13 protein-coding genes are annotated in these 13,671 nt (G+C 56.8%); 12 read left to right on the top strand and 1 reads right to left on the bottom strand.

The genetic code is table 11. From position 1 onward, the window contains the following. Nucleotides 1-283: 283 nt before the first annotated feature. From ACTG19_RS15375 to ACTG19_RS15340, 8 genes are all read left to right on the top strand, one after another. Nucleotides 284-1,186 carry a cation diffusion facilitator family transporter gene (locus tag ACTG19_RS15375; protein WP_043822581.1) on the top strand — a complete coding sequence of 301 codons (903 nt, stop codon included), beginning with the start codon at nt 284-286 and terminating at the stop codon, nt 1,184-1,186. Nucleotides 1,187-1,332: 146 nt separating this feature from the next. Next, the gene (gene yjbD / locus ACTG19_RS15370; protein ID WP_005340165.1) at nt 1,333-1,617 is read left to right on the top strand and encodes a DUF3811 domain-containing protein; all 285 of its coding nucleotides are present in this window, start codon (nt 1,333-1,335) and stop codon (nt 1,615-1,617) included. Between the two features lie 595 nt (nt 1,618-2,212). Then, complete coding sequence (cspE, locus tag ACTG19_RS15365) at nt 2,213-2,425, top strand: transcription antiterminator/RNA stability regulator CspE (RefSeq protein WP_005316548.1); 213 nt, start codon at nt 2,213-2,215, stop codon at nt 2,423-2,425. A gap of 304 nt (nt 2,426-2,729) precedes the next feature. Then, complete coding sequence (locus tag ACTG19_RS15360) at nt 2,730-4,088, top strand: NCS2 family permease (protein WP_005355011.1); 1,359 nt, start codon at nt 2,730-2,732, stop codon at nt 4,086-4,088. Nucleotides 4,089-4,326: 238 nt separating this feature from the next. Next, the gene (gene dhaK / locus ACTG19_RS15355; RefSeq protein ID WP_274161744.1) at nt 4,327-5,397 is read left to right on the top strand and encodes a dihydroxyacetone kinase subunit DhaK; all 1,071 of its coding nucleotides are present in this window, start codon (nt 4,327-4,329) and stop codon (nt 5,395-5,397) included. A gap of 9 nt (nt 5,398-5,406) precedes the next feature. Then, nucleotides 5,407-6,036, top strand: coding sequence for a dihydroxyacetone kinase subunit DhaL (gene dhaL, locus ACTG19_RS15350; protein WP_021231630.1), 630 nt, complete (start codon nt 5,407-5,409; stop codon nt 6,034-6,036). 1 nt (nt 6,037) lies between these two features. Then, the gene (gene dhaM / locus ACTG19_RS15345; RefSeq protein ID WP_439989233.1) at nt 6,038-6,754 is read left to right on the top strand and encodes a dihydroxyacetone kinase phosphoryl donor subunit DhaM; all 717 of its coding nucleotides are present in this window, start codon (nt 6,038-6,040) and stop codon (nt 6,752-6,754) included. A 156-nt stretch (nt 6,755-6,910) separates the two neighbouring features. Beyond that, on the top strand, nt 6,911-7,993 hold the full coding sequence (locus ACTG19_RS15340; protein ID WP_439989232.1) for a glycerol dehydrogenase: 1,083 nt from the start codon (nt 6,911-6,913) through the stop codon (nt 7,991-7,993). 90 nt (nt 7,994-8,083) lie between these two features. On the opposite strand, the gene dhaR is transcribed toward ACTG19_RS15340, so the two are convergent. Next, nucleotides 8,084-9,985, bottom strand: a complete 1,902-nt coding sequence (gene dhaR, locus ACTG19_RS15335; protein ID WP_113740597.1) for a dihydroxyacetone kinase operon transcriptional regulator DhaR — start codon at nt 9,983-9,985, stop codon at nt 8,084-8,086. A 472-nt stretch (nt 9,986-10,457) separates the two neighbouring features. Between dhaR and ACTG19_RS15330 the strand changes: the two genes are divergently transcribed. From ACTG19_RS15330 to ACTG19_RS15315, 4 genes are all read left to right on the top strand, one after another. Next, nucleotides 10,458-11,141 carry a hypothetical protein gene (locus ACTG19_RS15330; protein ID WP_064339297.1) on the top strand — a complete coding sequence of 228 codons (684 nt, stop codon included), beginning with the start codon at nt 10,458-10,460 and terminating at the stop codon, nt 11,139-11,141. Nucleotides 11,142-11,292: 151 nt separating this feature from the next. After that, nucleotides 11,293-11,700 carry a nucleotidyltransferase domain-containing protein gene (locus tag ACTG19_RS15325; protein WP_064339296.1) on the top strand — a complete coding sequence of 136 codons (408 nt, stop codon included), beginning with the start codon at nt 11,293-11,295 and terminating at the stop codon, nt 11,698-11,700. Continuing rightward, nucleotides 11,701-12,189, top strand: coding sequence for a hypothetical protein (locus ACTG19_RS15320; RefSeq protein WP_439989231.1), 489 nt, complete (start codon nt 11,701-11,703; stop codon nt 12,187-12,189). Between the two features lie 54 nt (nt 12,190-12,243). After that, the gene (locus ACTG19_RS15315) at nt 12,244-13,341 is read left to right on the top strand and encodes an ISAs1 family transposase (protein WP_439988606.1); all 1,098 of its coding nucleotides are present in this window, start codon (nt 12,244-12,246) and stop codon (nt 13,339-13,341) included. Nucleotides 13,342-13,671 lie beyond the last annotated feature (330 nt).

Genomic DNA, 13,671 nt, shown 5'->3' with positions numbered 1-13,671 from the left:
TTGAGAGGGGAGGCCAAACAACCTCGACAGGAAAGACCAAAAAAGAGTAATTCGCATTATTAAATGTTGTCACGCTTATATTAAGCCATCGTTACCTAGATACTTTCACGGATAAATATAAATCCCTCTCATTATTTATTGCCGCACAAGAGGTCACCATTTTAATAAGCATTCGCAATATCATCGGAAACATCAGGTTACAACACCGAATAGGTTATTTCCGGTCAGCCGGATATAATGCGCGCCGCACCGAAATATCCGTTTTTATTCAGGAAGCTGTGACATGAACAGAAAAACCAGAGCCGCCATGGTGTCGGTCTGCTCCAATATCAGTCTGATCATCATGAAAATGGTGGCCGGTTTCGCCAGCGGCTCGGTCAGTATCATCTCGGAGGCGATCCACTCCGCCATGGATCTGGTGGCGGCCCTGATCGCCCTGTTCGCGGTGAAAAAGTCCGATCTCCCGCCCGATGAACGCCACCCCTATGGTCACGACAAGATTGAAAATGTCTCCGGCGTCATCGAAGCACTGCTTATCTTGCTGGCCGCGGGCTGGATCATCTTCGAAGCCGTCGACAAGCTGATCACCCCCAGCCCGATTGAAAGCATTGGCTGGGGCGTGCTGGTGATGGTGATCTCGGCGCTGGTCAACAGCGGTGTCTCGGCCTACCTCTACAAGGTGGCCCGAGAGGAGGAGTCGGTCGCATTGGCTGCCGATGCGCTCCATCTCAAGGCGGATGTGCTCACTTCAGCCGGCGTCGCCGTCGGTCTTGGCGGGATCTGGCTGGCCGGTCTGTTCGGCCATTCACTCGCCATCCTCGACCCGCTGGTCGCCATTGCGGTCGCCATCTTTATTGTCAGAGAGGCGATCAGCATGCTCAACGAGGCCTTCCAGCCACTGATCGACCAGAGCATGAGCCCGGAAGAGCTGGCGATGACCAGCCGCATCATCACCGAATGCTGCCCTGCCGCCAGCGGTTTCCACGATCTGCGCAGCCGTCGTGCCGGTCGTCGCCGCCATATCGACTTCCATCTCACACTGCCCCCGGAGATGAGCATCGGCGAAGCCCACGATATCTGTGATCGCATCGAACACGCCATCATGGCGCAACTGCCCCACGCCATCGTACTGATCCACGTCGAGCCGGAGGAGCAAGAGCTGCCCTCGCCGCTCGCCATAAATTGAAATGTGGCAAACAGGCGGGAAAGTGGCAGCGAAATAACGGAAAGTTGGCACAAACCCGCATTTTTACTGCCGGAAAGCCGATTGCATAAGAAGTGATCGGCACAACTGTGTTAGGGTGTCTAACCACCCTGCCGCAGGAGCGCGCCGTGAAAAAGCTGGAAATGAAAGATCTGACCGAGGCCGAAAAAGCCGAGATAGCCTTGTTATTGCAAAAGGCACAAGCCAATGCAGACCACCAGCTGACCAACGGAGAGCGGAACAAGATCCGTGAAGAGGGTCGCCTGAAAATTGTGGCCGACCGCGCCGAAGCGGCCAAGGCAGCCTCCAAGCTGGCTCGCGAGAAAGCCAAAGAGCGCGCCAAGAACCAGGTACTGCCGGAAACCTTCAGCTGGATTGATTCGGTCAGCAACAAGTTTCGCAGCAAGCGCTGATCCCTTCTTGCAAAACGCCCGCTGGCACTTGGTGCCAGCGGGCGTTTGCATGTCTGGGCAATGCTCGATGAGCCAAATTTGGCGCCGCCATTGATTTGCAGCCCAGAAGCTAATCGCAGCAGCAAAGAAGTGATTTACATTGTGAGTTAGAGAAAACGCCAACTGACAATCCACGTCTCTCGCCACCTTTTCATTTTTTCTCATATTTTTTGCCAGAACTGGCTACATAGTCAGGACAAAAAAGCCGAATCTGACTTGTCACAGGGTGATATGAGTCCGCACTGATTTTTCTATGCCGTTGAAATGCATCATGTTTACTATAAAAAATGATATTTTTGGCTGTTACAAAACATTAATATAGAGATAAAGTTTGCTTTAAAAATGAGAGCGTGTTTTAATCTTTCTCGATGGTTCGGCAGTTCAGACCTGATTATGTTAGGCAGTCATTTTAGTAAAGCAGTGATTAGCATAAGCGTTATCCTTGGATAATTCTTATCAAATAATTCTCCTTCTTTAGTGCTCCCCATACGTATTGCTGACGAAAAATCAAAAATTGCCATTTAGGTGGCATTCAACACTATTTAAGGAAATTATTATGTCTAACAAAATGACTGGTACCGTTAAGTTCTTCAACGCTGAGAAAGGTTTTGGTTTCATCTCCCCGGCTGACGGCAGCAAAGACGTGTTCGTACACTTCTCTGCTATCCAGTCCACCAGCTTCAAAACCCTGGACGAAGGTCAGCGCGTTGAGTTCACCATCGAGCAAGGCCAGAAAGGCCCGGCTGCTGCCAACGTAGTTGGTCTGTAATTCAAGCCGGAGCATGCTGCTGATGGCTCATGCCAACTGCTGACAGCTCTGCAAGAATTTAAAAAACCCGCTTCGGCGGGTTTTTTGTTGTTCCCCGCTTTTTCCTCACAGATCTCCCCTCCCCCGACCGCTTGATCCCTCCCTTACACGCTCTCACCGCTTGAGTCTTAGAATGAGTTCCGAATGGACTCAAAATGTAAAATAGTGACGAAAAAGTCCGGTTATCCGCTGTATTTGCCACGAATTCTTGCTATTTTGCGCGCCACCAACGCAAACGATTTCCTTCACACTTTCAGGATTAGTTATGGCAAAGCAAGATATGGCCGCCCAAACAGGGACTGGCGGCTTTCTGGACTCTTATTTTTCCATTTCTGCGCGCGGCAGCAGCGTGCGTCAGGAGCTGGTCGCGGGGCTGACCACCTTCCTGGCGATGGTCTACAGCATCATAGTGGTGCCGAACATGCTGGGTGCCGCCGGCTTTGAGCAGGGCCCGGTGTTTGTTGCCACCTGTTTGATCGCCGCCTTCGGCTCCCTGCTGATGGGGCTGTGGGCCAAGCTGCCGATGGCTATCGGTTGCGCCATCTCCCTCACCGCCTTTACCGCATTCAGCTTGGTGCTGGGTCAGGGGCTGAGCATTCCGGTCGCGCTGGGCGCCATCTTCCTGATGGGTGTGCTGTTTACCCTGATCAGCGTCACTGGCGTGCGCCAGTGGATCCTGGACAACCTCCCCTCCGGCATCGCTCACGGCACCGGCATCGGTATCGGTCTGTTCCTGCTACTGATCGCCACCAACGGCGTCGGCATGGTGATCAAGAACGAAGGGGCCGGTCTGCCGGTGCAACTGGGTGAAGTGACCGCTTTCCCGGTCATCATGACGGTGCTGGGTCTGGCCGCCATCTTCGGTCTGGAGCGTCGCAAGGTGCCGGGCGGCATCCTGATGGTGATTATCGCCATCTCCATCCTCGGTCTTATCTTCGACCCGAAAGTGACCTGGCAGGGCTTCTTCGCCATGCCGAGCCTGACAGGCGAGAAAGGCTCGCTGGTAGGCAGCATGGATCTGCTGGGCGCCCTCAATCCGGTAGTCATTCCGACCGTACTGGCGCTGGTGATGACCGCCGTGTTTGACGCTACCGGTACCATCCGTGCCGTGGCCGGTCAGGCTGGCCTCATCAACGAGCGTGGCCACATCATCAGCGGTGGCAAGGCCCTGACTGCCGACTCCGTCAGCAGCATGGTGGCAGGTGCCGTTGGTGGTGCTCCGGCTGCCGTCTACATCGAATCTGCCGCAGGCACCGCGGCCGGTGGCAAAACCGGTCTGACCGCCGCGCTGGTCGGCGTGCTGTTCCTGCTGATGATCTTCCTCTCCCCGCTCAGCTATCTGGTACCGGCTTACGCCACCGCACCGGCCCTGATGTACGTCGGTCTGCTGATGCTGGGCAACGTCACCAAGCTGGACTTCAGCGACTCGGTCGATGCCCTCTCCGGCATGCTGTGCGCCGTCTTCATCGTACTGACCTGCAACATCGTGACCGGCATCATGCTGGGCTTCGTGGCGCTGGTCGTTGGCCGCATCTTCGCTGCCGAGTGGAAGAAGCTGAACGTCGGCACCGTCATCATCGCCCTGGCGCTGGTGGTCTTCTACGCCGGTGGCTGGGCCATCTAACCCGTCCGCATATTCCGGTTATAGCGAAGGGCCCTGCGGGGCCCTTTTTCATGGCTGTGAGTCAGCTAACAGTTTCCCGCCCGTTTGCCCCGCACCGTTTCAGATTGAAACACCTATCCCTCTTCTGCTGTTTCAAATCCGAACCAAAACGCCCGTCATTTTTATCCCTTTTTCTGTCGTTAGACTGGCTCCATCAACCATTTGCCCACCCGTGCGGTGGCAAGCCAAGGAGTGAGCCATGAAGAAACTGATCAATGCCGTCGATGCTGTGGTCCGTGAACAACTGATGGGGATGGCAGCCGCCCACCCCGAGCTCAAGGTACGTATCGAACCCCACTACATCACCCGCGCCGACTCCCCCGTGATGGGCAAGGTGGCGCTGGTCTCCGGCGGTGGCAGCGGCCACGAGCCGATGCACGGCGGTCTGGTGGGCAAAGGGATGCTGGATGGCGCCTGCCCCGGCGAGATCTTTACCTCTCCGACCCCGGATCAGATGTACGAATGCGGTCAGGCCGTTGATGGCGGCGCGGGCGTGCTGTTTCTGGTGAAGAACTACACCGGCGACGTACTCAACTTCGAGACCGCGGTCGAGCTGCTGCACGGCGATGGTGTAAAAGTGGGCTTCGCCCTGATCGATGACGACGTGGCGGTCAAAGACAGCCTCTACACCGCCGGCCGCCGTGGGGTTGCCACGACAGTGCTGTGCGAGAAGCTGGTCGGTGCCGCCGCCGAGGCGGGCTACGATCTGGCGCGTTGCGAGGCGCTGGCCCGCCGCATCAACAACCAGAGCCGCACCATAGGCGTGGCCATGCATGCCTGCACCGTGCCTGCCGCTGGCAAGCCCTCCTTCACTCTGGCGGACAACGAGATGGAGTTCGGCGTCGGTATCCACGGCGAGCCGGGCATCGAGCGCCGCCCCTTCACCGACCTCAATACCCTGGTGGACGACATGTTCAGCGAGCTTGCTGACAACACCCCCTATGGTCGCCCCCTGCGCCACTGGGATCGCACCAGCGGCAGTTGGCAGGAAGAGCACACCTTTATCGAACCGCTCAACAAGGGTGATCGGGTCATCGCGCTGGTCAACAGCCTCGGCGGCACCCCGATTTCAGAGCTCTACGGTGTCTATGGTCGCCTCGCGACCCTGTGTGAGGAGGCGGGCATCCATCTGGTGCGCAACCTGATCGGCCCTTACTGCACCTCCCTCGACATGACCGGCATCTCCATCACATTGCTCAAGGTGGATGATGAGCTGATGACCCTGTGGGATGCCCCCGTTCACACCCCCGCCCTGCGTCGCGGCTGCTAAGGAGAACCCATGTTAAGCAAGCATCACATCGTCAACTGGTTGCTCGACTGCGAGCATATCTTCACCGAGCAGCGCGACTACCTCACCGCGCTGGATACCGACATCGGCGACGGCGACCACGGCCTCAACATGCAGCGCGGCTTCGCCAAGGTGGCCGAGAAGCTGCCCGCAGTGGCGGACAAGGATATCGGTCAGGTGCTGAAAACCACCGGCATGACCTTGCTCTCCTCGGTCGGCGGCGCCAGCGGCCCGCTCTATGGCACCTTCTTTATCCGGGCAGCGGCCAGCAGTGACGCCTGCCAGAGCCTGAGCCTCAGCCAGCTGTGCAAAATGCTGAGCGACGGGGTGGAGGGCATTGTTTCTCGCGGCCGTGCCGAGCCGGGCGACAAGACCATGTGCGATGCTTGGTGGCCGGCACTGGCCGCCCTGCAACAGGCGCAGCAGCAAGAGCTGCCCCTCAACGAGGCGCTGGACAAGGCGGTGGCAGCCGCTGCCGCCGGCACCGAGGCGACCATCCAGATGCAGGCCCGCAAGGGGCGCGCCAGCTATCTTGGCGAGCGCAGCATCGGCCATCAGGATGCCGGGGCCACCTCGACCCTGCTGCTGCTGACCGCCCTGCGTGACAGAGCGAGGTTGTGACATGATCGGAATCGTAGTTGTCTCTCACAGCGCCCAGCTGGCGGCCGGTTTGAAAGCGCTGGCCGACCAGCTCGGCAGCCCGGCCAGATTGCTGCTGGCGGCCGGGGTCGATGACCCCGACCACCCCATCGGCACCGATGCCATCGCGGTGATGAGTGCGATTGAAGAAGCGGATGACGGCAGCGGCGTGCTGGTGCTGATGGACTTGGGCAGCGCTCTGCTGAGCGCCGAGACCGCCCTAGAACTGCTGCCACCCGAGTTAAGCGCAAGGGTGCGGCTCTGCCCCGCCCCGCTGGTCGAGGGTACCCTGGCCGCCGTGGTGGCGGCCGGTTCCGGCCTGACGCTGGATGAGGTGGCCGCCGAAGCACTCGGCGCGCTGGGCCCGAAACAGGCGATGCTGCCAGCCAGCGCGGCGCAGACTGCCACCGAGACAGCCCCCGTTGCCGACGACGGCTGGCTGCGCTGCGAGGTGCTGGTGGATAACCCCCACGGCCTGCATGTGCGCCCCGCCGCCCGACTGGTGGCTGCCCTCAAGCCCTTTGCCGCTGAACTCAAGCTGCAAAAGGGGGATAAAGAGGCCAACCCCCGCAGCCTGACCCGGCTCGCCATGCTCAACGTGCGGCAGGGCGACCAGCTCATCCTGCTGGCGCGCGGCGAGGATGCCAGCGCCGCCTTGGCCTGCTTCCAGCAGCTGGCCGACGAGCGCTTTGGCGACTGACGCCGCACACCACTGTTTCAAGGGCTGCTCTCGCTCGCTGAGCCTGTGCAGCGTCCCTGTTGTGCAAGCAAAAGACGAAGGCGTCCCCGGCACTGCCGCCCCTTCGCCCCTGTTAGTTTCAAAAGAAGTCTTATGAACTAGAGAGAGGGATAAAATATGGACCGCATTATCATCAGCCCCAGCAAATACGTGCAAGGCAACGGGGCCCTCGCCAATATCGGCAACTACGTCAAAGCGCTCGGCAGCAAGCCACTTGTTCTGGCCGACGCCTTCGTCACCAAGCTGGTTGGCGATACCGTGGCCACCAGCTTCCACGGGGCAGGGATCAAGCCAGAGTTCGACTGCTTCAACGGCGAGTGCTCCCGCCCCGAGATCGACCGCCTGCTGGCCCGCTGCAAGCAGACCCCGTTTGACGTCATCATCGGCATCGGCGGCGGCAAAACGCTGGATACCGCCAAGTCGGTCGCCTTCTACCAGAAGGTGCCGGTGGTCATAGTGCCCACCATCGCCTCTACCGATGCCCCCACCAGTGCGCTGGCGGTCATCTACACCCCGGAAGGGCAGTTCAGCGAATACCTGATGATCCCGACCAACCCCAACATGGTCATCATGGATACCGGCGTGGTCTCCCGCGCCCCGGTACGGCTGCTGGTCTCCGGCATGGGGGATGCGCTCTCCACCTACTTCGAGGCGCGCGCCAACAAGGTTTCCGGTTGCCAGACCATGGCCGGTGGTGCCTCTACGCTGGCGGCGCAGGCCATTGCCGAGCTCTGCTACAAGACCCTGCTGGCCGATGGCTACAAGGCCAAGCTGGCGGTGGAACAGGGACTCTGCACCAAGGCGGTGGAGTACATCATCGAGGCCAACACCTACCTGAGCGGTATCGGCTTCGAGAGCAGCGGGCTGGCCGCCGCCCACGCCATCCACAACGGCCTGACCCAGCTCGCCGAGTGTCACCACCTCTATCACGGTGAAAAAGTGGCATTCGGTACCCTGGTGCAGCTGGTGCTGGAGAACGCACCGATGGCGGAGATCGAGACTGTGCTGGGTTTCTGCCGCTCGGTGGGCCTGCCGACCAACCTGCATATGATGGGGGTCAAGGAGCTGGATATGGCACGCCTGATGGAGGTGGCCAAAGCCTCCACCGCCGAGGGCGAGACCATCCACAATATGCCGTTCAAGGTCACCGCCGAGGATGTGCTGGCGGCCATCGTCACCGCCCACCAGCTGGGGCTGTAACCACGCCACCGCTGACCTTGCCATATAAAAACGGCCCCGCAACTGCGGGGCCGTTTCGTTTTCTGCGGGCCAGTTGGCGACGGCTCACCGTCAGCCGTGATAGTCAGCGGGATCGATCTCGAGCAGCTTGAGTCGCCGCCAGAGGGTGGTGCGGCTGATGCCCAGATGCTGGGCCATCTGGCTCACCTGCCCCTTGCAGGCGTGAGCGCAGCGCAGGATGGCTTGCCGCTCAAGCTCCGCCAGCGTGAGCAGCGGTTGCCCCACCACCTCGTCTGCCACCTGCTGATAGCCGTGCCGAATGGCGGCGGGCAGCGCCTCGGGCGGGATCAACCCCTGACCGGCGTGGAGCAGCGCATGCTCGACGGCGCTGCGCAGCTCCCCCAGATTGCCAGGCCAGGGATAGGCGAGCAGACAGTCGAGGGCCGCCGGACTGAACTGGCGTACCGGCTCGCGCCCCTGCGCCCCTAGCTGCTGGCTGATAAGGCCCGGCAGATCCGCCGCGCGATCCCGCAGCCCCGGCAGCCACAGCTCGCACGCCTGCAAGGCATAGAGCAGCTGGCGGCCAAACAGCCCCTCCTGCACCAGCTGCTCCAGCGGGGCACTGCTGGTGGCGATGATCCGCACCTTGAGTGGCAGAATGCGGGCCGAATCGAAGCGCTGGATGCGGCCGGTCTTGAGCAGTTGCAGCAGTGCCGCCTGCATGGGGGCAGAGAGACACTCCACCTGCTCCAGCACTAGCGTGCCACCGTGGGCCAGCTCGAACTTGCCCGCTCGCTCCTGCCCCGCCTCGTCGGAACCCATCAGCTCCAGCGCCATCCGCTCGCTCGGCAGCGCCTTGCAGTTGAGGGTAATAAGCGGCCCGGCGGCCCGTTCGCTGCCAAAGTGGATCGCCTCCGCAAGCTGGGCCTTGCCCACCTCCTCCTCGCCGCGCAGCAGGATCGGCCCCTGACTCTGGGCCGCCTGCCGGGCATAGCGCAGCAGCTTGCGCATGGCGCTCGACTCCCCCACCAGCGCCGACAACTCGGGCACCGTCTGGCGCAGCTGGTGAATGGCCCGCAGCCGATCGACCGGGTGCAGCAGGGCGATAAAGCTGACCCCCTCCGGCCCCGGCAGCGGCTTGAGGCTTACCAGCGCATTGATAAACTCCCCCTCCTGAGCGCCAAGCAGCTCCAGCGTCACCTCCACATGGCTGAGTGGCGTCTGCCCCTTGATGGCCAACTGCAACCGCTGGGGCAACAACAGGTGCTGCTCCAGCGGCTGGCCGAGACAGAGCGCCGGATCGAGCCGCAGCCGGTGGGCCGCCAGCGCGTTGAGATAGCGCAGCCGCCCTTGCGGATCCCAGGCCAGCACACCGTCATCCATGCCATCGAGCAGGGCGTAAAGTTCGCTCAGGTGGTGCTGGGACTCCTGCATCAGGGTCTCCATCTGCAGCAGGTGGGCCAATTCGCGCCCGGCGCTGACTGTGAGCGCCAGATCGCCGGCGCTCGCCTCCTCCACCTTGCAGATCAGAGCGATGATGGCGACCTGACGGCCATTGCTGTTGTAGACCGGGCTGGCGCAGCTGTGCCACGGGTGGAGGGTCTGGTTGAAGTGCTGGGGGCCGCTGACGCAGAGCGGCACTCCCTCCAGCGCCGCCAGATTGATGGCATTGGTGCCGATGCGCCCCTCGCTGAAAAAGGCGCCGGGGCCAAACCCCAACACCGCCAGCTCGCGCAGGGTGTCGGGATGACCGGTCTGGGCCAGCAGGCAGCCGCTCTCGTCGGTGAGTAGCAGGGCGCAAGGGCGCCCCTCCATAAATTCGTAGAGATCCTCGAGGGCCATCTCGCCGGTGGTGAGCAGGTCCCGCTTGCGCTGGCGCAGGCTCTGCAAGGTCTGCCCCTTGGCGCAGTGGGGCGGATGCCAGAGGGTGGCACTGGTCTGGTGGGCGCAGCGCAGCCAGGATGCCTGCAGATAGTCAGGCCAAGCGAGCAGCGGCTGAAGGTCAGATGGCATGGTCACAGCAATATCCGGCAAGATGTGAGCCGACCATTTAACCACGCCAGCGCCCCCGATTCAGTGACCTGCCTCAGAGGGTGGCAAGCCCGCCCCCATCCTGGTCGGGTTCACCGTCGGCAAATTGCTGGCCGAGCCAGTGGAAGAAGGCGCGGCACTCCTTCGATTTTTTGATATATAGCCCCCGATCACACTACTGACTGGTTTATTAAAATGAGGCCAGATGGCGCTTTCCATTGCCGCCCCAAAAGTGTATTTTTTGCCAAGCGGCAAAAGTAGAGCCAAAAGAGGATGTCGCCCGAGTACGTTCAGCACTATAGGTGTGACGGTAACATTTTGCTTTAAAATGATTTTCTCGTGGAATCAATCATGGCGAACCGGAGTTATATGAAAGACTCTATTAACGGATTAGTACCGCCTTCCATCTAATCACTGTTAGTTTTTATCCATTAACAATAAGAAGGTTGTTTTTATGAATATTGAAAATAAAGATAAATTTGTGGATACATTTCTTGAACATTACATGGAGCGAGGCTTTGGAAGCCTTAGTAAAAGTGAAATTGATATTTTGGTTATGCATTTATTAATGCAACATAGTGATTTAAAAAATAAAACTAACTATGAACTAAGTTTAGATTTACAAATTACAGAAGCTCGTATTAAGTCAATAAAGCATAAAGCAAATCTACAATTCCTAGAGGAAGATGCGGACGATTATATAAAGGGCGAATTTTTTGCTTTGTTACATCGCTCAAAACTTCAAGGTGAAAACAAGCAAGGCGAACCCGGGAAAATAATCATGGTTATTGAGGATTCATTTGTTAAACAGGGGGTTCAAGGTAAGCTCAAAGCTTTGGGGCACTTTGCTGATAATTCATTTAACAGTGAAATAGTTAAAATTTCTCAAACATCATTCATTGATTTACTCGAAGCATTTTTTACTAATGAAGAGCGTAAAGAGTTAATCGCAGAGGTGAACAAATCTGTTCCTGATAAAAATGCTATTGAATTTAAAGCTTTACTTAAAGACTTCCTCTCTGGTATAGCGACCAAGTCTGGTGAGAAAGTTGTCGATCTTGGGGCTGCTTTTGTTACTGGCGGGGCAAGTGAAATTGCTACTTTGACTAATACACTGAAAAAATTCTTTGCTGAATAAACACAAAACTAACAAACGCCTCAAGAGGGACTTTCAACGCGTAGCGTTTCCAGTCCCATTGAGCCGCGGTGGTTTCGGTTGTTGTGTTTGAGTTTAGTGTTAATGCGTTGCCAGCCCCTTAGGCGGGCGTTAAATGCCATCAAGGAACTTCATGCTTGCTCCAAAAATTCAAACCTATATCAATCGGCTAACAGAAAAGTCACCTGAAATCACAGCTATATGGCTAATTGGCTCAAGAGCAAATGGGAATGCCAAACATGATTCTGATTGGGATTTGCTCGTTTTCGGCAACGCTGACACCTATAAAAATGTAGAAAATGATGACTCCCTTCACTTAGACGAAGTTGATTTATTGATTGTCATCGACGATGAATTTTCAAAGCCTTACGGAAATCCAAAAACTGGGTCGCTGAAAAAATGGGAATGGAATGTCAATTCTGAAAGTGAAGCAACCTACAAAGGCGTAAAGTGGATCCCAGATCTCGAAGCTGAAATGGACAGCATGCCAAATATGGGGCAATTTTTTGAGCAAAAAATAAAAGCCGTAAGGGTATACTAAATGAAAAAAACATTTCTCCTCTTTGTATGTTTTATGGGCACTGCACATGCTGACCCCCAATTAGATTTAGCTGCCAAGCAACTCGGGTTTACTGATTGGAAGCATTACCAAAGCAATAAGACGCATTGCTTGAACTTATATTCTAAAGAAGTCACCTCAAAAATGAATATGAATTGCGATTTAAATATGCAGTGCTTGCAAAATGATGCCGATCTTATGAGTCAACGTTCAACGAAATTAATGAACTCCAAAACATGGAAAGATTATGGCTGCGACATTATCATGCAAGTTGAAGCTGGAAGCAGTGGAAGCTCTTCTGGCGAATACTACGAAATAGAAGTAGCACATAACGATGAACTATTCATCATTAATGGGGAGAAATTCGAAGCCAAAACATACTGCCTAGGCTGGGATGAAGGTGATAGAGTTAAATTCCTTGATGGTAGCCCCAATGGCAGGGCGGGATCGCACTTTGTTAACAAACTTTGAACTGGCAGATCGTCTGTGATCTAATCGCTCCCCTAGTCCAGAGGAGCTCAAGCCATGACACTCATTGAACATCTCACTCTCGTTGAAGAAACCCGTTCAGATATCAACCGCAAGCATGATTTGGTGGACGTGATGTTCCTCGTCATCAGCGCCATCATGGCCGGAGCTGAGGGCTGGCGTGATATCCAGACCTTCGGCGAGTCGAAAGTCGATTGGTTGCGCTTATATCGCCCCTTTACTCATGGCATTCCGCGTCGTCATACCATCGCTCGCATCCTACGGACCATCGTCGTCGAGTCCTTGCTCGAAGCCTTACTCGGTTGGGTCAATGAGCGCCGCACCCACAGCGGCAAGCCCCTCATCGCATTCGATGGCAAAGTGTTGCGCGGGGCCTATCGCAATGATGCCAAGCAGGCGCTGCAACTCGTCACCGCTTATGACACCGAAAATGGGCTGGTGCTTAGCCAAAAAGTCACCCCCTCCAAGCGTGGCGAACTCGGCACCGTCAAGGCGATGCTGGATGTCCTCAACTTGAAAGGGGCGGTAGTCACCCTGGATGCACTGCATTGCCAGCGCGAGACACTGGAGAAAATCAGTGAGAAAAATGCCCATGTGGTGGTGCAGGTGAAACACAATCAGCCCTTGCTGCGTCAGGCGGTGCAGTCCCAATTTCAGGCGCTGTTCGATGCGGGAAAAGAGAAGGTCGTGGTCGAGCACAAAGAGTGCGGCCATGGCCGGGAAGAAGCGCGCTATGTGTTTCAGTTGAAGGCCAAGTTACCGCCTGAGCTGGCCGCAAAATGGCCGACGATTCGCAGCATTATCGCCGTTGAACGGCACCGGACTATCAACGGGAAAGGCACGGTGGATACGTCCTACTATGTCAGTTCACTGTCTCACAAACATAAGCTGCTGGGTCACTATATCCGGCAGCATTGGCGGATAGAAAACAGTCAGCACTACATTCTGGACGTGGTGTTTGGTGAGGATGCGTCCCGGATAGCCATGGAGGATGCCGTGGAGAATATGGCCCTGTTTCGACGATTCGTGATGAACATTCTCACTCAGAGTCAATGTGGCGCGCCAAGCCAGCGAAACAAGTTGAAAAGAGCGGGCTGGGACGATGATTATCGGGCACAGTTATTCTTTGGTTGAAAATCAAGCAAAGTGCGCTCCCGCCCTGGCCCCAATGGGATTTGCACAAGCGCAGAATTGCTGAACCTAGAACGCGATGAAACTTGTGATGTATGGTGTGAATAGCATTTAACAAGTCAATCAACTTCGCGCCTGCGGCGCTGAAAATCGCTGCTGTAAACTGTGGTAAAGGGAAAGAAATACTAGGGGCTCAAGGCGCATAACAAACTGTTTAAGAGCCCGTAGGTTCGATTAGCCGCAAGGCGTAATCGGACGTTCGCGTAAAGCAATTCCCCCCGCTATAACGGCCATCCATATTTCTCCTCTGCCAGATGCCGCTGATTCATGGAA

Origin of the sequence: Aeromonas sp. 3P, from assembly GCF_051919745.1 — a bacterium.
Lineage (GTDB): Bacteria > Pseudomonadota > Gammaproteobacteria > Enterobacterales > Aeromonadaceae > Aeromonas > Aeromonas veronii.
The sequence above is the reverse complement of the archived record's forward strand: the minus strand, read 5'-3'. Positions and strand labels throughout refer to the sequence as shown.

Coding starts and splice junctions, on each gene's coding strand:
- ACTG19_RS15320 (WP_439989231.1), top strand. CDS start 11,701: ATGAAAAAAACATTTCTCCTCTTTGTATGTTTTATGGGCACTGCACAT.
- dhaR (WP_113740597.1), bottom strand. CDS start 9,985: ATGCCATCTGACCTTCAGCCGCTGCTCGCTTGGCCTGACTATCTGCAG.
- ACTG19_RS15340 (WP_439989232.1), top strand. CDS start 6,911: ATGGACCGCATTATCATCAGCCCCAGCAAATACGTGCAAGGCAACGGG.
- dhaK (WP_274161744.1), top strand. CDS start 4,327: ATGAAGAAACTGATCAATGCCGTCGATGCTGTGGTCCGTGAACAACTG.
- ACTG19_RS15360 (WP_005355011.1), top strand. CDS start 2,730: ATGGCAAAGCAAGATATGGCCGCCCAAACAGGGACTGGCGGCTTTCTG.
- cspE (WP_005316548.1), top strand. CDS start 2,213: ATGTCTAACAAAATGACTGGTACCGTTAAGTTCTTCAACGCTGAGAAA.
- ACTG19_RS15330 (WP_064339297.1), top strand. CDS start 10,458: ATGAATATTGAAAATAAAGATAAATTTGTGGATACATTTCTTGAACAT.
- ACTG19_RS15325 (WP_064339296.1), top strand. CDS start 11,293: ATGCTTGCTCCAAAAATTCAAACCTATATCAATCGGCTAACAGAAAAG.
- dhaM (WP_439989233.1), top strand. CDS start 6,038: ATGATCGGAATCGTAGTTGTCTCTCACAGCGCCCAGCTGGCGGCCGGT.
- dhaL (WP_021231630.1), top strand. CDS start 5,407: ATGTTAAGCAAGCATCACATCGTCAACTGGTTGCTCGACTGCGAGCAT.
- ACTG19_RS15315 (WP_439988606.1), top strand. CDS start 12,244: ATGACACTCATTGAACATCTCACTCTCGTTGAAGAAACCCGTTCAGAT.
- ACTG19_RS15375 (WP_043822581.1), top strand. CDS start 284: ATGAACAGAAAAACCAGAGCCGCCATGGTGTCGGTCTGCTCCAATATC.